Origin of the sequence: Arthrobacter sp. SPG23, from assembly GCF_000876655.1 — a bacterium.
Lineage (GTDB): Bacteria > Actinomycetota > Actinomycetes > Actinomycetales > Micrococcaceae > Arthrobacter.
Window position 1 is genome coordinate 385858 of sequence record NZ_JYCN01000018.1, and the last position, 21557, is coordinate 407414.

The following is a 21557-nucleotide window of genomic DNA, read 5'->3' on the forward strand; positions in this document are numbered from 1 at the left end:
GTCCTCCACGGTGAGTTGGTTCAGTACAGGGTGTTGGGAAAGCGCATTCCCACTGCATTTATGATGCATCCTCGCGCGCCACATGGCAAGCGCTTTCCCGAAAGTCTCACAAACTGCCATAATGACCAATACGCGCACGTTGGCTGAACAGGAGATATCAGTGGCTGCAAGTACCCTCACCGAGGTGGCCCGATTGGCCGGGGTCTCACCCGCCACAGCATCGCGCGTCCTCAACGGTTCGGCCCGCAAACCCGGCCCGGGAGTTTCCGAACGGGTGCGGCAGGCAGCCGAGACCCTGGGCTACATCCCGAACGCCCAGGCCCAGGCACTCGCGAAATCCAGCTCGGGACTAGTGGGCCTGATTGTGCACGACATTGCTGATCCGTACTTCTCGGCCATAGCCCGCGGGGTCCAGGAGGTGGCCCGCGAACAGCACAAGATGGTGCTTCTGGCCACCACGGGCGGAACTCCTGCCGATGAGAAGGAAGCGGTGGCCGCGTTCGCCGCCAGGCGCGCCGACGCCATTGTCATCGCAGGCTCACGGTCCAGCCGCCCTGAGGACGAACAAGCCAACGCGGAACTTGCCGCCGAACTGGACCGCTACTGCCGCAATGGCGGGCATGTGGGCGTGGTGGGGCAGGCAATCGTCGGAGCCGGCGCGCTGGACGGGTATCACCTTGTGGAAGTGCCGAACGAACCGTTGGCTGCGGAACTTGCCGGAACGCTGGCGGCTAGCCATGCGGGCCATTTCGTCATCATCGGCGGCCCCGAAGGCCTGATCACCTCCGACGACCGGATCCGCGGCTTCCAGTCCGGCCTTGCGTCGGCCGGCCGCCCCGAAGCCGAAGTCCTCCGCGCATCTTTCAACCGTGCCGGAGGCTACGAGGCCGGGCTCGTGCTGGCCGAACGGATCCGGGACGCCCGGAAAGCCGAAACGGCGAACGAGGGCGAAAAGCCGGACCTGTGCATCTTCGCCGCCAACGACGTCATGGCTATCGGCGCCGCTGCAGGGCTTCGTTCCCAAGGATTCAGAATTCCCCGCGACGCCCTGATCGCAGGGTTTGACGACATTGAAACACTCCGGGACTTCCGTCCGGCGCTTTCAACTGTCCGCCTTCCACTGGAGGACATCGGACGCCTGGCCACCTTGAGCACGGTGGGCTCCGGGGCCTTGGGCGGAGCAGACGGAAACCACGACGACGGCGCGGCCGTCACGGGCCAGGTGACACTCCGGCGGAGCACTGAGTGGACCCCCTGACGGGCAGTCCGGGGATACCGGCCGGCCTCAGCGTGGTGCCGGCCCGCCGGAGTCCGGCCCCACCGGCCGCCGACAGGTCCCCGGCGAACCCGAATGCGGGGCCCCGGTCCCCTGCAATCCTGGTCCTTCCGGGCGGGGGCTACGAGCGCCATGCGGACCATGAGGCAGAGCCGGTGGCGGAATGGCTGGCGTCGCTGGGCATACACGCCTTCGTGCTGCGCTACCGGGTGTCTCCGCACCGGCACCCGGCTCCGCTCGCGGATGCAAAGGCGGCCCTGGCCTGGATCAGGCGCGGCGGCCACAGACTCGCAGTGGATGCCTCGCGCGTGGGGGTCCTGGGGTTCTCTGCCGGAGGGCACCTGGCTGCCACGCTTGCCGGGAGCGTCCCTACCGGCGACGACACCCTTGACGTGCCGGAGTCCCGGCCGGACCTCGCCATCCTGTGCTACCCCGTGGTGTCCTTCGAAACGGCCGTCCACCAGGGCAGCATCAATAACCTGCTCGGCGCTGAACCGTCGGGGAACCAGTTGGCAGCACTGTCCGCAGAGCTTACGGTGACGGACCGGACTCCCCCGGCCTTCATCTGGCACACCTTTGACGACCCGGCAGTCGATGTCGAACACAGCCTGCGCTATGCCCTGGCGCTGCGCAAGGCAGCCGTGCCCGCAGAGCTGCACGTCTTTCCGCATGGCCGGCACGGGCTGGGTCTCGCTGCCGGGGTGGCCGGCGTGGAGCAATGGACCGGGCTGTGTGCCACCTGGCTTTCCGGACACGGCTGGCGCCCGTGAGCACAAGACCCGTGACCACAAGACCCGTGACCACAGCGCCGGCCGACTGGCCCGGCGTCGAACGCCTCTTCGGAGCGCGCGGCGAGCCGTCGCGTTGCTGGTGCAGGTTTTTCGCCCTGACGGGGGCAGATTGGAATGGTTCGACCGCCTCGGACCGCAAAAACCAACTGCAGGCAAAGTTCGACGCCGGCACTCCGGCACCGGGGGTCCTCGCCTTCCGCGATGGAAAGCCGGTGGGCTGGTGCGCCGTGGAACCGCGCGACTGCTACCCGCGGATCCTGCGTTCGCAGGTGTTGAAGGCGGCCGGTCCGGCGGCGCACGGCGGTACTGGCGGAAAGACCGAAGGACCCGTCTGGTCGGTGAGCTGCTTCGTCGTGGCGCCCGGCCACCGCCGCAGCGGTGTTGCTGCAGCGCTCCTCCGCGCCGCCGTCGGCCATGCCGTGAGCCATGGCGCCGGCATCGTGGAAGGCTACCCCGTGGATCCGGCGTTGCGGCCCAAGGCCGGCCCGGCCGACCTGTACCACGGAACGCTCAAGCTGTTCCTGGACGCCGGCTTCGAGGTGGTCAGCGATGCAGTGCCCGGCCGGGCGGTGGTCCGGCTGGCCGTCCGGACCCGACCCTAGCCGGCGGGCGCAAGGCTGTAGGGGGCGGCCAGGACAGAGCGCAGGGCGCTCCCGGCTGCGCCCAGGAGGGCGGCCGACTGGCCGAGTTCCGAGACAGCCACCCGGCCGGGACTTACGAGGCCCGGCGCATACTCGGCCAGGCCCCGCACAACGGCCGGTGCAATCCACGGCCCCATCCGGGTGAAGTGGCCGCCCAGGACCACGGCGGAGAGATCCATCAGCCGGGCCGTGGACGCCGCCGCAATGCCAAGGTAGCGCCCGGCACGGGCAACTGCTGACGTGGCGGCCGTGTTTCCGGCACCAAGTCGTTCTTCGAGTTGCTCGAGCCGCGCGGAGGCTGTCCCCGCCGGGATCCCGGCCTCGGCAAAGATGGCCTCCTGGCCGGCGAACGTTTCCAGGCAGCCGCGGCCGCCGCACGAGCAGTCGGGACCCGACGGATCCACCACTACGTGGCCCACTTCGCCCGCCTGCCCGTGCGGTCCGGCAAAGAGCCGGGAGCCGATGACCAGGCCGCCACCGACGCCCACCTCACCGGAAACAAAAAGGTAGTCGCGGAAATCCAGTCCGTGTCCGTACCAGAGCTCCGCCAGGGCAGCGCAGTTTGCCTCGTTATATAGAGCGGTGCCCAGCGGGGCGTCCGGCAGCAAGCCGCCCAGCCCAAGGGCGACATTGTGCCACTGCAGGTTGGGGGCGCTGGAGACAGTTCCGGAGGCCGTTTCCACGAGGCCGGGCACCGCCAGTCCGCCGCCCAGGATTTCGATCCCGGCGGCTGCCGCATCAGAGGCGACCTCGCTGACAAGGCCTGCCAGCAGGGCCATGACGGACTCCGGCGACCGGCCGCGGTTTCCGCACTCCAGTGTCTTGTCGGCGCGCAGGGTTCCGCCGAGGTCCAGAAGGCCCGCCGAGATGTAGTCCACGTTGATTTCCATGCCCACCACGCCGCGGTTTGTGCTGAGCTTGAGGCCCACCCCCGGCCGGCCGCGTTCGCCGTCGCGGGTAGCGCCCGATTCCATAACCAGGCCGGAGTCCGCGAGCTCCGCCACCAGGCTGGACACGGACGCCTTCGTCAAACCGGTCAGGGAGGCCACGTCAGCGCGCGTGGGATGGCGCTGCGGATCCGTCCGTGCCTGCGCAATGGCAGCGAGGACCCGGACGAGGTTGCCGCGCCGGACATCCTCCACGCGGGCAGGCACCGGCCGCGCGGCACCGCCGTCGGCATTTTTTTCCAGTGACATTTCCGCCGCCTTAATCATTGACCCAAGTCAATCATGGTGCATATAGTTCAGATTGAAAACTAATTCATCGGCCGACTTTCAACAGCCGGCCGGGAGCTCGAATCCCACCTCTGAACCAAGGACGCTTCATGACTCTTCAGCCCACCCCTGCAGACCGCTTCACCTTCGGCCTTTGGACCGTCGGCTGGACCGGCTCGGACCCCTTCGGCGTCGCCACCCGCCCGGCACTGGACCCCGTGGAGGCCGTCCACAAACTCAGCGAACTGGGCGCCTACGGCATCACCTTCCATGACAACGACCTGGTCCCGTTCGACGCGACAGCCTCCGAGCGCGAGCTCATCCTGAAGAACTTCAAGGCAGCCCTCGCCGAAACCGGCCTTAAGACCCCCATGGTGACCACCAACCTGTTCAGCCACCCCGTCTTCAAGGACGGCGGCTTTACGTCCAACGACCGCTCCGTCCGCCGCTTCGCGCTCAGCAAGGTCCTGCAGAACATCGACCTTGCCGCCGAGCTGGGCGCGGAGACGTTCGTCATGTGGGGCGGGCGCGAAGGCAGCGAGTACGACGGTTCCAAGGATCTCTCCGCCGCCCTGGACCGGATGAAGGAAGGCGTGGACACGGCCGCGGCCTACATCAAGGACAAGGGCTACGGCCTTCGGATCGCCCTGGAACCGAAGCCCAACGAGCCCCGCGGCGACATCTTCCTGCCCACCGTGGGCCACGGGCTGGCCTTCATCGCCCAGCTGGAGCACGGGGACATCGTGGGCCTCAACCCGGAAACCGGGCACGAGCAGATGGCCGGACTGAATTTCACCCACGGCATCGCCCAGGCGCTGTGGGCCGGCAAGCTTTTCCACATCGACCTCAACGGCCAGCGCGGCATCAAGTACGACCAGGACCTCGTGTTCGGGCACGGCGACCTCACCAGCGCCTTCTTCACCGTGGACCTTCTTGAAAACGGCTTCCCCAACGGCGGCCCGAAGTATGACGGCCCGCGGCACTTCGACTACAAGCCCTCCCGCACCGACGGCTACGACGGCGTCTGGGAATCCGCGAAATCCAACATGTCCATGTACCTCCTCCTGAAGGAGCGTGCCCTCGCCTTCCGCGCCGACCCGGAGGTCCGGGAAGCCCTGAAGACCTCCGGCGTCTTCGAGCTGGGCGAGCCCACGCTCGCCGCCGGAGAGACCACTGCGGATCTACTGGCTGACGCTTCCGTCTTCGCAGAGTTCGACGCCGATGCAGCCGCCCAGCGGTCATTCGCCTTCGTCCGCCTCAACCAGCTGGCCATCGAGCACCTGCTCGGTGCCCGCTAGGCCAGGCTCCCCCAACCAGCCAGCTCCACTGCCGCCGGACCCGGATTGCCGGGGCCGGCGGCAGTCCGTCAGAAAGACTTCCGCCATGCCGTTGGTAGCAGGAATCGACAGTTCCACGCAGTCATGCAAAGTGGTGATCCGGGATGCGCACACCGGCACGCTCATCCGCCAGGGCCGCGCCGCCCACCCCGACGGCAGCGAGGTCCACCCCGACCACTGGTGGGACGCCCTCCAGGAGGCCATCGCCCAGGCCGGCGGCCTGGACGATGTGGCCGCCGTCTCCGTCGGCGGCCAGCAACACGGCATGGTGTGCCTGGATGCCTCCGGCGCGGTGGTGCGCCCCGCCCTGCTCTGGAACGACACACGGTCCGCGGAAGATGCGGAGCAGCTCATCGCAGAAGCCGGCAACGGCGACGCCGGGGCCGGGGCCGCCTTCTGGGCGGAATCAACGGGTACCGTTCCGGTGGCCTCGCTGACCATCACCAAACTCCGGTGGCTGGCACGGGAGGAACCGAACAATGCCCGCCGCGTCGCGGCCGTCTGCCTGCCGCACGACTGGCTCAGCTGGCGGCTCGCGGGCCACGGACCCGGCTCGGGCCCCTCCGCGCTTCAGCTGCTCCGGACAGACAGGTCCGACGCCTCCGGAACCGGATACTTCTCCACGGCGTCGGGCACCTACCTCCCGGAACTCCTCGAAAAGGTGCTGGGCCACGTTCCGGTACTTCCCGCCGTCGCGGGTTCACTGGAGGCCGCTGGCACCACGCCGGCGGGCGCAATCATCGGCCCCGGCGCCGGCGACAACGCGGCTGCGGCACTCGGCGTCGACGCCCGCCCGGGCGACGTTGTGGTGTCCCTGGGGACATCGGGGACCGTTTTCGCAGTCTCGGAGACGCCGGCCGCCGACGCAACAGGCCTCGTTGCCGGATTTGCTGATGCCACCGGCAACTTTCTCCCGCTGGCCTGCACGCTGAACGCCACCCGGATCTTCGATTCCACTGCCGCGCTGCTCGGCGTGACGCTGGCGGGGCTTACCGAACTGGCTCTTGCCGCCCCGGCGGGTTCCGGCGGTCTCACGCTTGTTCCGTACTTCGAAGGCGAGCGCACGCCCAACCTGCCGCACGCCACCGGCTCCCTGCACGGCGCCACCCTGGCCAGCTACACGCGAGCCAACCTGGCCCGGGCCGCCGTCGAAGGCGTCGTCTGCTCCCTCGCGGACGGTCTTGCAGCCTTGCAGGCCCAGGGAGTTAAGGCCTCCCGGATCATTCTGGTGGGAGGCGGGGCGCAGTCCGCTGCCGTGCAGCAGATTGCCGCGTCCGTCTTCGGCCTTCCCGTAGTGGTGCCCGACCCCGGGGAATACGTGGCCGACGGCGCCGCCCGCCAGGCGGCGGCCGTCCTCACGGGCCGCTGGCCGGAGTGGGAGTCATCCGGCACCGAAGTGTCAGCGGCCGACGGCGGCGCCCCGGAGGTGCTCGACCAGTACCGGCGGTACGCCAGCACCTATCTCAACACCTGAACCCGGCCTCGTTGGCAATTGAGCCGTGCCTCAACTACTGATGGCCCGGATGGTCCAGCCGGCCTCGTGGGACTCCCCCGGAGCCAGCCGGAGCACATCGGTTCCGCTGTTGAAGGCATCAGGCGGGCACGTCATGGGTTCAACCGCGAGGCCAAGCCGGGACGGCCCTGCCGGCTTGTCCGCAGTATGGATTTGCAGCCAGGGCCAGGCCCCGTCCCATTCCAGCTCCACTCCCGTACCGGAAGGGTCATGGACGCGCACCGCGGCAAGACCATCAGGTCCGGGGATCAGGCCCGTGAAAGCATGGTCGATTTCCACGGCCCCGAGAGTCTTTCCCGTCCGGAAGTCGAAGGCGTGGCCCTCCACACCGGCCATGCCGCGCGGGAGCAGCCGGTCCGCGGAGGCCTCCATGAATTCCGTGGCGGGGATCTGCACAGTCCACTCGTCGAGAGGTGCGGGTCCGGCGACAAGGTACGGGTGCGGGCAGACGCCGTAAGGCGCCGCATCCACGCCAACGTTCTCGGCGCGAACAGTGCTGTGCAATCCGTCGGCCCGCAGCTCGTAGTCAACGGATACGTCAAGACAGCCCGGATAGCCGTCGCCCGGCTCAATGCGGGTTCCGAGGCGGACAGAAGACGCGGTGTGCTCCTGCAGTTCCCACTCCGCCCGGAACACCAGGCCGTGCAGGGCGGTCCCCCGCTCCTCCTCGTTGACCACCGCCTGGAAATCCTTGCCCTCGAAGCTGTACCGGCCGTCAGCCAGCCGGTTGGGCCACGGGGCACAGATGACGCCTCGGTAGTCCGGAATTTCGCCGTCGGCACCGAAGCCGATCACCAGGTCGCGGCCTTCGTGCCGCAGTTCGCGGAGCGCGCCGCCACGGGCCGTGGCGATGGCGGTATAAGGGCCGAAATTGATCCGGTGTTCGGTGCGGGTCATAGGGTATCCAATGCTGCGCGGAAAGTGTGTGTTAGCGCTCACTATTCTAGCGCACAACCCTCCGGCCTGTCAGGGCAGGGGGAATAACAAAACCGTCCGCGGTGACGGCAACTGTAGGTTGGCTGTGGGCCTGCCCGGCGGCCGGCACGCAAGTAGAGTTTCCGTCATGGCCAACGAGGAACTGACCGCCGGGATCCGCCGCAGCCTGAGGTCCGCGGCGGATCCGGTCCGGGCCGCGGGAAGCCAGGCCTACATGAAATCGGACATGCCGACGCTGGGAGTCAGGGTTCCCGAAGTCCGGAAGATCACGAATGGTGCCGCCGCGCAGTGGCCCTGCAGTTCATTCGAGGAACTGCGGGACACTGTCCTGGAGCTTTGGCGTTCAGCGGAGTTCCGGGAAGAGCGGTACGCCGCCATTGACCTGACGGATGCGCGGCTGGCCAGGGGCCGGCTGGAGATGCTTCCCGTGTACGAGGAAATCATCCGGACCGGCGCCTGGTGGGATCTTGTGGACGGAGTGGCGCACCGGATCTGCGCGCTGCTGCAGGCACACCGCCCGGAGCTTGACCGGATGCTCCGTTCCTGGAGCAGAGACCCCGACATGTGGGTCCGCAGATCTGCCATCACCGCCCAGCTCGGCGCAAAGGCCGCTACCGATCGGGGTCTGCTCGCCTCGGTCATCGAGGCCAACCTGGCCGACCGCGAGTTCTTTATCCGCAAAGCCATCGGCTGGGCGTTGCGCGAGTACGCGAAAACCGATCCGGCCTGGGTCCGGCGGTTCGTGGCCGGCCACGAAACCGCCCTCAGCCCGCTCTCCCGCCGCGAGGCCCTCCGGAATCTCCCCGCGGACTGAACAGCGGCGGCAGACGCCGTGAGAACGTCTGTGTGGGCCGGGCGCTGCGTTCCGGGACACAGCACCCGGCCCGCACCCGCGCCGTGGTGGGGCGCCGCCGTCGTGCCGTCTGCTCCGGTCAGATCACCGGCCGGGTGGTCACCGGTTCGTCCGGTTTGCTGAACAGCTGCTTGGTTTTGGGATCCAGAAAGATCAGGTATAGTGCGAACATCAGTGCGATGATGGCCGCGGCGTTGCGCGCCAGGGCCAAGGGAAGGCCCAGGTCCTCGGTCTGCAGGTAGGGGAAGACTTCCAGCTGGTCCGAGATGGCGTAGACCATGAAGAAGGACACGATGAAGTAGAGGGCCTTCACCTGCCAGTCGTCCCGGATGCCGGTGACGGCGAATAGCGGGATGAGCCACACCACGTACCAGGACTGGATCATGGGGGCGAGCAGGACGACTGCCGCGAACCCCAGGGTGAGCCGGCGCATCAGGCGGTCGTGGTCGCCGCGGAAGATCTGCCAGGCGACGATTCCGACGGCGAGCAGTTTGCCGGCGTCGTAAACCCATTTGGCCAGTCCCCAGCCGTCAAGTCCGAACGCGTTGAAAATGGAGGCCACCACGAGGCCCAGCAGGCCGACCGGCGCATACCAGATCCAGATGCTGCCCGGAGCGGACAGCCCGTTCACCCAGCCGAAGCCGAAGCCGTTCACCAGGCTCATGGCGTACAGGATGCCCAGGCTGATCCCGGCCGTGAGTCCCCAGAACACGAACTTCCGCGGCCAGCCGGCGTTCTTGCCGGCCCAAAGGAGTCCGATGAAAGGCAGGAACACAATGGTGATCGGTTTGACGGAAATGGACAACGTCACGAGGACCAGGCCGAACACCACCCGCCTGGTGGCGCAATAGTAGAGGCCGGCCAGCGCCAGTCCGATCATGAGCGCATCGTTGTGGACACTGGCGATGAAGTTGGTGAGGAACAGCGGGTTGGCTGCGGTCAGCCACAGGGCCCGGTGCGGATTCACGCCATGGAGCTCCGCCAGCTTGGGGACATAGACGATGCACAGCACCACACCGACCAGTGCGGCGACGCGGAACAGCATGATACTCGCCTCCGGCTGCACGTTCGTGGACCACACCACCAGCTGTTCGATCCACAGGAACAGCTGGCCATAGGGAACCGGCGCTTCGGTCCACATCTTGTCGGCACCGAGCTGGAAATAGTTGGACAGCGCCGAAATCCCGTTTTCGTAGGGATTGAAGCCTTCCACCATCAGGCGGCCCTGCCCGATGTAGGCGTATACGTCCCGGCTGAAGAGCGGGACCGAAAACATCATGGGCAGCCCCCACAGCGCCACAGCCTGCAGGGTGGCCCTGCGGGCACCCGCACCCCAGACCCGGACGCGCTGGCCCAGGCGAAGCCAGGCTCGCACCAGGAGCATGCCGCCCACGGCCAGCAGCACGATGGAAAGCGCGACGCCTACCGCTTCGGTGCGCATCCAGATGAACAAAGGCAGGCGGCGAAGTTCCGACACCGGCGCGAGCCAGCCGACGCCCAGCGAACCGATCGCCATGAACATCGAACCGGCGAACCCCGAGAGGAGCGGAGAGAGGGCGTTGTCCACTTCGGCCGTAGCCGGCTCCGGTGACGTACCGGCAGCCACATTTCCCGCCGCAGGCACACGCGCCGTCATCTCAGGATCGTCCAATCTGTTGTGGGGCATTTTTCACCCGCTGGTAGCCGGGCGGACCGGCAGGGGTGGGGCCGCAGCAATGAAAAAAGAGGCACCGCCACGTATCCGAAATCCTAGCATCGGACAGCTCTGTGGCAGCTGAACGGTAGGCTGGTCGGGTGCCTATAACTAACGAACGCATTGTCTGGATCGACTGCGAAATGACCGGCCTGGACATCAAGAACGACGCCCTCATTGAGGTGGCCGCCCTGGTGACCGACTCCGAACTCAACATCCTCGGTGACGGCGTGGACGTCGTCATTCGTCCGGATGACGCCGCACTGGCCCAGATGAACGATTTCGTCCGCGACATGCACACGCGCTCCGGGCTCCTCGAAGAACTTCCGCACGGGAAGACGATGGCCGAGGCCGAGGCAGTGATCATGGAATACATCGCGAAGTGGGTCCCGGACCCCCGCAAGGCTCCGCTGGGGGGAAACTCCGTGGGCACGGACCGCGTCTTCCTCGCCCGCGATATGCCCGCAGTGGTTGAACACCTGCACTACCGGGTCATTGACGTGAGCACCATCAAGGAACTTTCCCGCCGCTGGTTCGCCCGGGCCTACTTCCAGGCGCCGGCCAAGCACGGCGGCCACCGCGCACTCGGGGACATCAAGGACTCCATCGATGAGCTTCGCTACTACCGCGAGGCAATCTTTGTCCCCGCACCGGGGCCGGACAGTGCCACCGCCCAGCGGATTTCCAAGTCCGTGATGGCCTCCGCTGAGCCCCTGGCAGAATCCTCGGAAAAGTAATCTGCGCCACGTTTGAGGGAAATTTCCGCAAAACCGGCAAAAGTGGCAAAAACACCTCCGCGGAGCAGGTAAGCTATATGACGTTGCCTTTCAAGACAGCCGGTTAGCCGGCTGGTCTGGCAAGGCACATGGTGGGCTTAGCTCAGTTGGCAGAGCGCCTGGTTGTGGTCCAGGAGGTCGCGGGTTCAACCCCCGTAGCTCACCCTCATGAAGGGCATGATTTTCCGCCCTTGCGCAAAGGCCGCACCGGTTATCGGTGCGGCCTTTACTTGTTCCCGTACTGCATCAAAAGGAACCCACCTGACATGACCGTTCTGCCGATCACCATCTGGGGCGAGCCGGTTCTCCACCGCCGGGCCGCCGAAGTGGAAGTCTTCGACGACGAACTCCGCACCCTCATCGCCGACATGTTCGAGACGAACGACGCCGCCAACGGCGTGGGCCTCGCCGCACCCCAGGTAGGAGTGGGCAAGCGGCTCTTTGTCTACAAATACGCCAACGACGACGGCGTCCCCCCTGCCGGGGTTGTGGTGAACCCGGTCCTGACGCTGTCCAAAGTCTCCGGCGCACTCCCGGACCCGGATGAGGAAGTGGAAGGCTGCCTGTCGTTCCCCGGCGGCCAGTATCCGCTCAAGCGCGCCGAGTGGGCGCGGGTGCAGGGATTCGACGGCGACGGGAACCCGGTGGACTTTGAGGCGACGGAATGGTTCGCCCGGATCATCCAGCACGAGTACGACCATCTGGACGGCAAGCTCTACGTGAACCGGCTGATGGACCGGTACGCCCGGAAGGCCATGAAGCAGGCCAAGCGGAGCGGCTGGGGAGTTCCCGGCTTGACGTGGATGCCCGGCGTCGACCCGGACCCGTTCGGGCACTAGGGCGCAGCAGGGCCCGTCGCGCCCCTACCGCGGAATGACAGTCTGCTGCTGCGGACATGAGGCGAGGACGCGCTTCATGGCGTCCTTCTCCGCCTGAGTCACCCACAGCGTGTACGCGGCTTTCACGGAGATCTGGCGTGCTACGTAGTGGCACCTGAAGGCTTTGTTTTTCGGCAGCCAGCTGGCAGCATCCGAGGCGCTTTTTTCCTGGTTGGCCGGACCGTCCGCGGCCACGAGGTTAAGCGGATCGTTGGCCAGGCTTTGGCGCTGTTGCGGCGTCAGCTGCTGGGCGCCTTTCTGCCAGGCGTCCCCCAGCGCCACGACGTGGTCGATCTGGACCGCCTTGCTGCTCTCCGCTCCCCTGGTGAACGTGACTACCGCTCCGGTGTATGGCTCGTGGAATTCACCGCCTGCCACACGGCAGCGGGAGCCCTCCGTGAACTGTGTGCCGTCCAGGTCCCGCCGCAGGATGTCATTGCGGGTGTCGCAGCCGTTGCGGTCCACGTCCAACCAGGCCTGGCCGAATGCCGTGCGCTCGTAATTGCCGTTGGCCGCGCGCCCTTTTACCGCCAGGGTCTCCAAGGCATCCGCGGCACTGCCCTCGGGCACCGGCCGGACCGAGGGAACGGCTTTCATCCAGGCAGTGTCCAGCACGGGGGCTTCGCTGGGGCCGGTGACGGGCGGCTCTGCGGCGGCGAACTGGCCCGCCGTGAAAAACCAGCACACAGCTGACACAAGCCCCGCGGCCAGCACGATCAGGACAGCCCAGGCCTGACGGGAGCGGCGGCGGGCACGGCGGTACGCCGCCCAGCTGATGGTCATGGTTGTACTGCCCGGTGAAAATTCCTCTGCACCGGACGAGCCTAGGGCAGGCCACCGACAACGTGGCCGCTTTCCACAGTGTGGAGGAGTACTTACTGCTCCTTCAACACGCGTTTAAGGTCGTCGGCGGCAAGGTCGAGCAGCTCCTCAAGCTGTTTGATCCTGCTGTCGGGAATCTCTCCCGCGGCATGCGCCACTCGCGCCTGGTCCAGGAGGCGGGCAGCTTCCTTATGGTTCTTCCGCGCTACGTCGAGGGCGTGTTCGAGGGTGGTTTCATGTTCGAGAGTCGATTCGTGTTCCATGACTCCATTTTGGGTCCGTTTCCCGGCCGATGCCAGAGCATCGGCCGGGAAACCTAGGACCCGGACTTCCAGGGAACTAGACCGCGATGGCTGCCAGTGCCGCAGCCGGTTCCTTGACGGGGAACGACGGCGGGTTGACGCCGGCCATTTCCTCCATCACGCGGACCACCTGGCAGCTGTAGCCGAACTCGTTGTCGTACCAAACGTAGAGAACCAGGTTTTTGTCGTTGGAGATGGTGGCCAGGCCATCAACGATGCCTGCGCGGCGCGAACCGACGAAGTCGGTGGAAACAACCTCGGGGGAATCGATGTAGTCGATCTGCTTGCGCAGCTCGGAGTGGAGGGACATCTGCCGCAGGTAGTCGTTGACCTCGTCCTTGGTGGTGCCGTGCTCCAGGCTCAGGTTCAGGATGGCCAGCGACACATCCGGGGTGGGAACGCGGATGGAGCTGCCGGTGAGCTTGCCCAACAGTTCGGGCAGGGCCTTGGCCACAGCCTTGGCGGCACCGGTTTCGGTGATCACCATGTTCAGCGCGGCGGAGCGGCCGCGGCGGTCACCCTTGTGGAAGTTGTCGATCAGGTTCTGGTCGTTGGTGAAGGAGTGGACCGTCTCGACGTGGCCGTGGACCACGCCGAACTTGTCGTTGATGGCCTTCAGGACCGGGGTGATGGCATTGGTGGTGCAGGAGGCGGCCGTCACGATCTTGTCCGAGTCAAGGATGGTGCCGTGGTTGATGCCGTGGACGATGTTCTTCAGCTCGCCCTTGCCCGGTGCCGTGAGCAGGACGCGAGAAACACCCTTGCTCAGGAGGTGCTGGGACAGGCCTTCGGCGTCGCGCCAGCGTCCCGTGTTGTCCACTACGAGGGCGTCCTTGATGCCGTAGGCCGTGTAGTCCACCGTGGAGGGGTTGTCCGAGTAGATGACCTGGACCTGGACCCCGTTGGCCGTGATGGTGTTGTTGTCGGTGTCCACCTTGATGGTGCCCTCGAACGAGCCGTGGACGGAGTCCCGGCGGAGCAGGCTGGCGCGCTTGGCGAGGTCGTTGTCCGAGCCGCGGCGGACCACGATGGCCCGGAGCCTGAGGCCGTGGCCGCCACCGGCCTTTTCGATGAGGAGGCGCGCCAGCAGGCGGCCGATGCGGCCGAAGCCGTAGAGCACGACGTCGGTGCTGGTGCGGTCGTCGCCGCCGCGCTTGCCGACGATGTCGGCGAGTTCGGCGCGCAGGAACTCATCCAGGCTTGCACCGTTGGCCTCGGTCTTGAACTTCTGGTTCAGGCGGGCGATGTCGATTGCCGCAGCGCCCAGGTCCAGCCCGGCGAGGGCATCCAGCAGCGGGGCCGTCTCTTCCAGGAGCAGCTCGTCCTTGCTCATCCGGCGCGCAAAGCGGTGCGCTTTCAGGATGTTCATGGTGGACTTGTTGATCAGGCTGCGGCCGTGGATCGAGGTCACCACGTTGTTCTCGCGGTACAGCCGGCCGATGACCGGGATCATGGCCTCGGCTAGCGCCTCACGGCCCATCCACGTATCAAGACAAGAATCTGACGTCTGGCTCACAGAACTACCTTCCTTGGGTCAACCACATACGTCCTCGTATGCGGATGTCGGCCACCGGAGGTATTCCGGGGCACAGGCATCGGCGGGGATTCGGTCCACCCCGGACACCTTGGAGAATCGCAAAGAAAAACCGCCGGCTGCGAACGCAGACCCGGCGGCAGAACTTCTACGTTCGCTATCCATTCTAGGGCGGCGGCGGGTTCCCCGGTGCCCCGAAGAGCGTGAAGTCACTCACACAGAGCGGCGGCTCCCCTTGCCATAGGATGTCCGAATGGGACTCATAGTTGCACTACTTGTCATTTGGCTCATTCTTTCGATCCTGGGGTTCGTCGTGAAGGGCCTGCTTTGGCTCGCCGTCATTGGCCTCATCCTGTTTGTCGCTACGGCGGCCTGGGGCTGGGTGAAGCGGAAGGCCAAGGCCTGATCCGAACCCCGGTCCCGACCGACCGGCGGGGGCTGGCACCACACGGTGCCGGCCCCTTTCTTTTGCATGTAGGGTGGCCGGCTGTTGCACGCAGGGTTGCCGGTGCCGTGGCGCGGTCCCGACGGCGGTGGTGGATGGGTTGACCGATACGCCGGGTTCTGTGTTCCCGCGCCGTTGCCGGTGCGGGAATAGCGGCCATCCATCTACGAACGCCGTTGCCGACGCCCTCCAGCGGCCTACCCGGACACTCGGGCGAGCAGCCCTCGAACGTGCCCTGTCTGGCCTTGCTCCGGGTGGGGTTTACCTAGCCTTCCCGGTCACCCGGGAAGCTGGTGGTCTCTTACACCACCGTTTCACCCTTACCTGTCCACGGCCCGTGCGGACACGGACCGCGGCAGGCGGTCTGTTCTCTGTGGCACTGGCCTGCGGGTTGCCCCGAGTGGGCGTTACCCACCACCCTGCTCTGCGGAGCCCGGACGTTCCTCGAGCCACTTGCGTGACGCGCGGCCGCCTGGTCAACCCATCCGCCGTCCATTCTACGGGCATCCCCGGCCGCCCGGTTCCGCTGCGGGTGCCAGGTGCTTTTCGACCCTCCGGTGGGACAATTGAACAAGATCAACCCCGGCAAGAAGGAGGGGATCCTGATGGACCCCACCAACACGTTCATCGCCATCGCTCTAGCAGTGCTGCTGCTCATCGTGCTGAAGATGTCCATCCGGATCGTGCGGCAGTATGAGCAGGGCGTGCTCTTCCGGCTGGGCAGGGTCATTGGTATACGGCTCCCGGGCCTGCGGTTCATCATCCCGGTGGTCGACCGCCTTCCGCTGGTCAGCCTGCGGATCGTGACTATGCCGATCCAGTCGCAGGGAATCATCACCCAGGACAATGTGAGCGTCGACATTTCCGCGGTGGCCTACTACCGCGTGGTCGATGCCGTGAAATCCGTCGTGGCCATCGAGAACGTGGCGGCCGCCATTGACCAGATCGCACAGACCACCCTGCGGAAGGTGGTGGGCAGGCACAGCCTGGACCAGACGCTGTCCGAAACCGAGCGCATTAATAGCGATATCCGGGAAATTTTGGATGCCCTGACACTGGAGTGGGGTGTCGAGGTGACCTTGGTGGAACTAAAAGACATCCAGCTTCCTGAAAGCATGAAGCGCGCCATGGCCCGTCAGGCCGAGGCCGAGCGGGAGAAGAGGGCCAAGATCATCGCTGCGGAAGGCGAAGCCATTGCCGCAGCTGCGCTCGGTGACGCTTCGGACACCATGATGGCCCACCCGCTGGCCCTGCAGCTGCGGAATTTGCAGTCCCTGGTGGAAATCGCCGTCGACAAGAACTCCACGGTTGTTTTCCCTGCACCGCTGATGAGCACCATCGGCGAACTATCAGCCTTCCTCGCCCGCGAGAATCAAGCGGCCACGGCTGCCGCCAAGCCGCCGGTCAAGGCGGCCTGACCTGCCGGCCGGTGTCCGGAGCCTGCGCGTCTATGATCGGCGTATGGACTTCCCGACGCTCGGACGCCGGCGGTTACTGGAACTCGGAGCCGGCGGCGTCACTGCAGCCGTGATGGCCGCCTGCGCGCCGGTCCCCGACGGCCGCGAGGCTTCGACCGCCGGGGTGCACAGCGGATCCTTCACGTCGAGGTTCCGCCCGGACACGGACACGAACTGGTCCCTGGCGGTTCCGGCCCGCGGCTCAGGCAGCGCCCAGCGGCCCGTCCCCGCTGCCCTCTTCCTGCACGGGACGGGCGCCGACCATCGGATGGTTTTCGACGACCTGCAGGCGGACAGGTTCCTGGCACAGCACGTGGCCCGCGGCGGCACCCCGTTCGCGATCGCGGCCGTGGATGGCGGCGAAAGCTGGTGGCACCGCCGCGCAACCGGCACCGACACCCAGGCCATGGTGGTGGATGAATTTATCCCCCTCCTTGCCGGCCAGGGCATCGACACCGGCAGGCTCGCCGTCTTCGGCCTCTCCATGGGCGGCTTCGGCGCACTGCTCCTCGCCTCGCAGCACCGGATTCCCGGACTCCACGCCGTCGCAGCGATGAGCCCCGCAGTCTGGAGCATGTACGACGCCGGACGGGCTGACAACTTTGACAGCGACGCGGACTTCGAGGCCAATGACATCTTTGCCCTGAGGCCGGAACTGGGCATGCTGCCGACGAGGATCGACTGCGGCACCTCGGACAACCTGCTTTACAGCGTCAAGGACTATGTGAGCGGGCTGCCGGGCGGACACGAGGGCGGGTTCCAGGACGGCGGCCACGACAGCGGCTACTGGCGCTCCATCCTTCCGGACGTCCTCTCATTCCTGGGCCGGAACCTGACCTGACGCCGGCACGGCACCCTGCCAATCTGTTCGCCGGTAAGATCGTACGGTGCTGATTCTGCTCCCGCCGTCCGAAGGCAAAACCCCCGCTGTCCAAGGAGACGCCGTCGACTGGACCGCGCTGAGCTTTCCCGTGTTGAACACCTACCGTGCAAAGGTTCTGGAGGCGCTGGGCAGCGTCAGCGCCCACCGGGACGCCTTGGCATTGCTGGGCGTGGGCGCTTCGCTGAGTGCCGACGTCGAACGCAACACCCGGCTCCACACGGAACCGGCGGCGCCGGCGCACCAGGTCTATTCCGGCGTCCTGTACGACGCCCTGGGTTATCAGTCGCTGACGGCGGCGCAGCGCCGCAAGGCCGATGAATCGGTACTGGTCATTTCCGCGCTCTGGGGCGCCATCCGCTTCGCCGACCGGGTGCCCGCCTACCGGCTGTCGATGGGAACGTCACTGCCCGACGTCGGCCGCCTCGCCTCGTTCTGGAAGCCTCAGATTTCGGCGGCCCTGGCTGCCGCAACCGAAGGGAAACTTCTGGTGGACTGCCGCTCCAGCACCTATTCCGCCGCCTGGGCTCCCCCGCCGGCGCAGACCGTCGCTGTCAACGTCTTCACCGAAACGAACGGCGTGCGCAAGGTGGTCAGCCACTTTGCCAAACACACCCGCGGCGAGCTGGCCCGTCACCTGCTGACGCGCCGGGGCGCCGCTCCCCGGACCCCGGCCCAGCTGCTGAAAGCGACCCGCGAAAAGTGGGATGCCGAGCTGGTCGAAGGCTCCGCGCGCAAGCCGCACGCCCTCACCATCATTCTGGAGGCTTAGGCCCACTCCGCCGAGCGGACCAGGATGCACCCGGAGTCAGGGCAAAAGACGACGTCGTCTTCCGCCGCTGCCTTGATTTCGGCGAGGTCGCCGGGGCTGAGCTGCATGCCCGAGCCTTCGGACTTTCCATGGAAGAGCCGGGCTGCACCGACTCCGCGCTTAGCCAGGGTCTTTTCGTAAATGGCCAGCAGGCCGGCATCAAGGCCGGCGGCGAACTCTGAACGCTTCGCACCCACCTCGGCAGCCTCCGCGGCAATCTCCGCCAACGCGGCGTCCAGCTCCGCACGGATCCCGCCAAAGGATCCCTGGACATCGTCCACGATCTTCTGCTGGGCTTCCTGGCGCTCACGAAGGCCCTCAAGACGTTCCATGACCTCCAGCTCTACGTCCTCGAGGGCCGACCGGCGTTTGTTGAGCGAGGCAATGTCACTTTGCAGGGCAACCAGGTCCTTGGACAGGCCGGTGCCGCTGTTCAGCCGCGCTTCGTCCCGTTCGATCCGCGAGGCCACCTGCTCCACGTCCGCTTCGGCGCGCTTGAGCTCAGTTTCGGCGTCGTGAACGGCCACTTTCGCCGCTCCGAGTTCGCCGTTGGCTACGGACAGGGCCGCCTGAAGGTCGCTGATCCGGGGATCGCTTTCAATGGTCCGGCGGCGGTTGGACAGCGATTTGAGCCTGGCGTCGAGTCCTTGCAGTTCGAGCAATTTCAACTGTTCTGCCGGTGCTGCCTTGGCCACTATTACCTCCGCTTGTTCCTACCGGCCGCAGCCGGGCACCGGACCGGCGCAGTTTAGACTCTAGCGCCTAGCGTGCTCCCCTGCCTCGCTACGATCACCCGGGGGCCCCGCGCACGCCAGGCTTAGCCCGGAGTCAGAATGAAGTCCCACGGATCGCTGTTGGTGGTGCTGACCCGGATGTCGACGTTGTGGCCCTGATCGCTGAGGACGTTACCCAATGCCTCGGCAGCCGCCGGCAGCCACAGCCACTCGCTGGCGAAGTGCGAAACGTCGATGAGGTAGGGACGGTCATTCACGGCATTCTCACGGGCCTCGGAGGCCGGGTGGTGGCGGAGGTCCGCCGTCACGAAAAGGTCGGCGTTGCTCGCCCGGACCTCGTTGAACAGGGAATCCCCCGCGCCGCCGCACACTGCGACGCGCCGGACCAGGCCGTCCTTGTCCCCGGCGACCCTGACGCCGCCGGCGACCGAAGGCAGGATGCCGAAGACGCGGGCGGCGAAGTCCCCCAGCGTCATGACGTCTTCAAGATCGCCCACCCGGCCGATCCCTTCCTCGGGCAGGCCGTTCGGGGCGGGCGTGAGGGGCACTACATCATGGAGGCCCAAGGCGTCCGCCAGGACATCGGAAACGCCCCCGACGGCGGAGTCACCGTTCGTGTGCACGGTGAGGAGCCCGGTCCCGGACTCGATCAGGCGGTGGACTGCCTTGCCCTTCGCAGTCGTGGCGGCGACGGAGGTGACTCCCTTGAGCAGCAGGGGATGGTGCGTGATCAGGAGGTCGGCACCCCACTCAATGGCTTCCTCGATGACCTCAAGGGTGGGATCCACCGCGAACATGATCCTGCCGGCCTCTGCCGACGGATGCCCCGCGACCAGGCCCACCTCGTCCCATTCCTCGGCGAGGGACTCCGGCCAGAGCTCTTCCACAGCCAGCAGGATCTCGCCGAGAGTGGGTACAGCGGATGATTCGGTGGCTTCGGCGGGCTCGGCACCGGCGGGATCAGCAGTATTGCGCGCGTCTTCTGCAACGTCGGTGTTCACAGGTTCCATACCCTCATTTTTACCCTATCCGCCGGCTTCGACTGCACGCGTAACAGTCTCGTAAGGTGGTGGGGGAATCATCAGCGCGCTTCAACCATTGAAGAGGACATGAGAACTTTTGTGCTTGGCGGAGGCTGCTTCTGGTGCCTTGACGCCGTCTACCAAAAAACCAAAGGTGTCACGTCGGTCATTTCGGGCTACACCGGCGGCCACGACCGCCATCCGGACTATTATTCGGTCTGCTCCGGCACCACAGGCCATGCCGAGGTGGTGGCGGTGAGCTTCGATGAGGACGTGATCCCGGCCGAGGTCATCCTGGACATGTTCTTCGCCCTCCACGATCCCACCACCCTCAACCGCCAGGGATACGACGTCGGCACCCAGTACCGCTCGTCCATGTTCTACGAGACCACGGAGGAAAAGATCCTCTTCGAAGAGGCGATCGAACGGAACCAGGAGCTGTGGGCGCACCCGATTGTGACCGAGGTCAGCCGGCTGCCCGTGTTCCATGTGGCCGAGGATTTCCACCAGGATTACTACGCCAAGCATCCGGAGCAGGGCTACTGCCAGGTGATCATCAACCCTAAGCTGGCGAAGGCACGGAAATATTACTCTGCATGGCTTAATGCTTAGCAGCGCTCCTGCCGCCCTCGTTAGGCTGACCTCAGTATTCGCTGTTCAGAGAACTCTTCAGAGATAGGCACAAATACATGGCACGGATCTACGACGACGTCACCCAGCTTGTCGGCGGCACCCCGCTGGTGAGGCTCAACCGGCTGACCGAGGGCCTCGACGCCCAGGTCGCGGTCAAGCTCGAGTTCTACAACCCGGCCAACAGTGTCAAGGACCGTATCGGCGTGGCCATTGTCGACGCAGCCGAAAAGTCCGGTGCCCTCAAGCCCGGCGGAACCATCGTCGAAGGCACTTCAGGCAACACGGGCATCGCCTTGGCCATGGTGGGTGCGGCCCGCGGCTACAAGGTCATCCTGACCATGCCCGAGACCATGTCCACTGAACGACGTGTCATGCTCCGCGCTTTCGGTGCGGAGATCGTCCTGACCCCCGGTTCCGAGGGCATGCGCGGCGCCGTGGAGAAGGCCCAGGAAATCGTGGCCAACACGGAGAACTCCATCTGGGCCCAGCAGTTCGCCAATGAAGCAAACCCGGAGATCCACCGCACCACCACGGCCGAGGAAATCTGGTCCGACACTGACGGCAAGGTGGACATCTTCGTGGCCGGCATCGGCACCGGCGGCACCGTCACCGGCGTCGGCCAGGTCCTGAAGGAACGCAAGCCGGACGTCCAGATCGTCGCGATCGAACCGAAGGACTCCGCCATCCTCAACGGTGGTGCTCCCGGCCCGCACAAGATCCAGGGCATCGGCGCAAACTTCATTCCCGAAATCCTGGACACCAACGTCTACGACGAAGTCCTGGACGCCACCTTGGAGGACTCCGTCCGGGTCGCCCGCGATCTCGGTGTCAAGGAAGGCATCCTGGGCGGCATTTCCTCCGGTGCAATCGTCTGGGGAGCCCTCGAGCTCGCCAAGCGCCCGGAGAATGCCGGGAAGCTCATCGTCGCGGTTGTCTGCGACTTCGGTGAGCGTTACATCTCCACCGTGCTCTATGACGACATCCGGGGCTAAGTCTTAGCCCGACCTTC

General features: G+C 66.1%; 22 protein-coding genes, 1 tRNA gene and 1 other RNA gene. 15 read left to right on the top strand and 9 right to left on the bottom strand.

Annotated features, from left to right (window positions below):
• Positions 1-160: 160 nt before the first annotated feature.
• From TV39_RS12570 to TV39_RS12580, 3 genes are read left to right on the top strand one after another with little or no spacing between them, the layout of a single operon-like run.
• Positions 161-1258: a LacI family DNA-binding transcriptional regulator gene (locus TV39_RS12570; RefSeq protein WP_043482121.1), complete on the top strand. Its 1098-nt coding sequence runs from the start codon at positions 161-163 to the stop codon at positions 1256-1258.
• Between the two features lie 35 nt (positions 1259-1293).
• Positions 1294-2046: an alpha/beta hydrolase gene (locus tag TV39_RS12575; protein ID WP_043482279.1), complete on the top strand. Its 753-nt coding sequence runs from the start codon at positions 1294-1296 to the stop codon at positions 2044-2046.
• Between the two features lie 26 nt (positions 2047-2072).
• Complete coding sequence (locus TV39_RS12580) at positions 2073-2669, top strand: GNAT family N-acetyltransferase (protein ID WP_235347377.1); 597 nt, start codon at positions 2073-2075, stop codon at positions 2667-2669.
• Here the strand turns inward: TV39_RS12580 and TV39_RS12585 are convergent.
• Positions 2666-3904 (bottom strand): ROK family transcriptional regulator, encoded by a 1239-nt coding sequence (locus TV39_RS12585; RefSeq protein WP_043482285.1) that lies wholly within the window; start codon positions 3902-3904, stop codon positions 2666-2668. The genes TV39_RS12580 and TV39_RS12585 overlap by 4 nt on opposite strands.
• 128 nt (positions 3905-4032) lie before the next feature.
• Here TV39_RS12585 and xylA point away from each other — a divergent pair, with 128 nt between their 5' ends.
• Together xylA and xylB are read left to right on the top strand one after the other, a co-directional pair.
• Positions 4033-5220, top strand: coding sequence for a xylose isomerase (gene xylA / locus TV39_RS12590; RefSeq protein WP_043482123.1), 1188 nt, complete (start codon positions 4033-4035; stop codon positions 5218-5220).
• Between the two features lie 85 nt (positions 5221-5305).
• Positions 5306-6733, top strand: coding sequence for a xylulokinase (gene xylB, locus TV39_RS12595; protein ID WP_043482125.1), 1428 nt, complete (start codon positions 5306-5308; stop codon positions 6731-6733).
• A 30-nt stretch (positions 6734-6763) separates the two neighbouring features.
• Here the strand turns inward: xylB and TV39_RS12600 are convergent, their stop codons facing one another.
• Complete coding sequence (locus TV39_RS12600) at positions 6764-7669, bottom strand: aldose 1-epimerase family protein (protein ID WP_043482127.1); 906 nt, start codon at positions 7667-7669, stop codon at positions 6764-6766.
• Positions 7670-7835: 166 nt separating this feature from the next.
• Here TV39_RS12600 and TV39_RS12605 point away from each other — a divergent pair, with 166 nt between their 5' ends.
• Complete coding sequence (locus tag TV39_RS12605; RefSeq protein ID WP_043482129.1) at positions 7836-8522, top strand: DNA alkylation repair protein; 687 nt, start codon at positions 7836-7838, stop codon at positions 8520-8522.
• Positions 8523-8640: 118 nt separating this feature from the next.
• Here TV39_RS12605 and mptB read toward each other — a convergent pair whose 3' ends face one another.
• Positions 8641-10197, bottom strand: a complete 1557-nt coding sequence (mptB, locus tag TV39_RS12610; protein WP_200891010.1) for a polyprenol phosphomannose-dependent alpha 1,6 mannosyltransferase MptB — start codon at positions 10195-10197, stop codon at positions 8641-8643.
• 158 nt (positions 10198-10355) lie between these two features.
• Here mptB and orn point away from each other — a divergent pair, with 158 nt between their 5' ends.
• The 3 genes from orn to def all read left to right on the top strand — a co-directional run bounded on the left by orn (position 10356) and on the right by def (position 11869).
• Positions 10356-10991: an oligoribonuclease gene (gene orn, locus TV39_RS12615; RefSeq protein WP_082049703.1), complete on the top strand. Its 636-nt coding sequence runs from the start codon at positions 10356-10358 to the stop codon at positions 10989-10991.
• Positions 10992-11122: 131 nt separating this feature from the next.
• Positions 11123-11195, top strand: a tRNA-His gene (locus tag TV39_RS12620).
• Positions 11196-11296: 101 nt separating this feature from the next.
• A complete protein-coding gene (gene def, locus TV39_RS12625; protein ID WP_043482132.1) occupies positions 11297-11869 on the top strand; it encodes a peptide deformylase in 573 nt (190 codons plus the stop codon).
• Positions 11870-11893: 24 nt separating this feature from the next.
• Here def and TV39_RS12630 read toward each other — a convergent pair whose 3' ends face one another.
• From TV39_RS12630 to TV39_RS12640, 3 genes are all read right to left on the bottom strand, one after another.
• Positions 11894-12691, bottom strand: a complete 798-nt coding sequence (locus TV39_RS12630; protein WP_043482134.1) for an HNH endonuclease family protein — start codon at positions 12689-12691, stop codon at positions 11894-11896.
• A 92-nt stretch (positions 12692-12783) separates the two neighbouring features.
• Entirely contained in the window at positions 12784-12993 is a 210-nt protein-coding gene (locus TV39_RS21745) for a hypothetical protein (protein WP_082049704.1), read from the bottom strand.
• Positions 12994-13069: 76 nt separating this feature from the next.
• Entirely contained in the window at positions 13070-14548 is a 1479-nt protein-coding gene (locus TV39_RS12640; RefSeq protein ID WP_082049705.1) for a glyceraldehyde-3-phosphate dehydrogenase, read from the bottom strand.
• Between the two features lie 271 nt (positions 14549-14819).
• Between TV39_RS12640 and TV39_RS22390 the strand changes: the two genes are divergently transcribed.
• Positions 14820-14972, top strand: coding sequence for a hypothetical protein (locus TV39_RS22390; RefSeq protein WP_043482141.1), 153 nt, complete (start codon positions 14820-14822; stop codon positions 14970-14972).
• 131 nt (positions 14973-15103) lie between these two features.
• Here TV39_RS22390 and rnpB read toward each other — a convergent pair.
• Positions 15104-15495, bottom strand: an RNA gene (gene rnpB / locus TV39_RS21430) — RNase P RNA component class A.
• 121 nt (positions 15496-15616) lie between these two features.
• On the opposite strand from rnpB, the gene TV39_RS12650 reads away from it, so the two are divergent.
• Genes TV39_RS12650 through TV39_RS12660 form a run of 3 tightly spaced genes read left to right on the top strand, consistent with a single transcriptional unit; the run spans position 15617 to position 18120 of the window.
• Positions 15617-16429 (top strand): slipin family protein, encoded by an 813-nt coding sequence (locus tag TV39_RS12650; protein WP_043482289.1) that lies wholly within the window; start codon positions 15617-15619, stop codon positions 16427-16429.
• A gap of 43 nt (positions 16430-16472) precedes the next feature.
• Complete coding sequence (locus tag TV39_RS12655) at positions 16473-17309, top strand: alpha/beta hydrolase (protein ID WP_043482143.1); 837 nt, start codon at positions 16473-16475, stop codon at positions 17307-17309.
• Positions 17310-17355: 46 nt separating this feature from the next.
• On the top strand, positions 17356-18120 hold the full coding sequence (locus TV39_RS12660) for a YaaA family protein (protein WP_043482145.1): 765 nt from the start codon (positions 17356-17358) through the stop codon (positions 18118-18120).
• Here the strand turns inward: TV39_RS12660 and TV39_RS12665 are convergent.
• On the bottom strand, positions 18117-18854 hold the full coding sequence (locus TV39_RS12665) for a zinc ribbon domain-containing protein (protein WP_043482147.1): 738 nt from the start codon (positions 18852-18854) through the stop codon (positions 18117-18119). The genes TV39_RS12660 and TV39_RS12665 overlap by 4 nt on opposite strands.
• A gap of 122 nt (positions 18855-18976) precedes the next feature.
• Positions 18977-19903 carry a Nif3-like dinuclear metal center hexameric protein gene (locus TV39_RS12670; protein ID WP_144406403.1) on the bottom strand — a complete coding sequence of 309 codons (927 nt, stop codon included), beginning with the start codon at positions 19901-19903 and terminating at the stop codon, positions 18977-18979.
• Positions 19904-20002: 99 nt separating this feature from the next.
• Here TV39_RS12670 and msrA point away from each other — a divergent pair, with 99 nt between their 5' ends.
• Together msrA and cysK are read left to right on the top strand one after the other, a co-directional pair.
• On the top strand, positions 20003-20527 hold the full coding sequence (gene msrA, locus TV39_RS12675) for a peptide-methionine (S)-S-oxide reductase MsrA (RefSeq protein WP_043482150.1): 525 nt from the start codon (positions 20003-20005) through the stop codon (positions 20525-20527).
• Positions 20528-20604: 77 nt separating this feature from the next.
• Positions 20605-21540 carry a cysteine synthase A gene (cysK, locus tag TV39_RS12680; protein WP_011692288.1) on the top strand — a complete coding sequence of 312 codons (936 nt, stop codon included), beginning with the start codon at positions 20605-20607 and terminating at the stop codon, positions 21538-21540.
• Positions 21541-21557 lie beyond the last annotated feature (17 nt).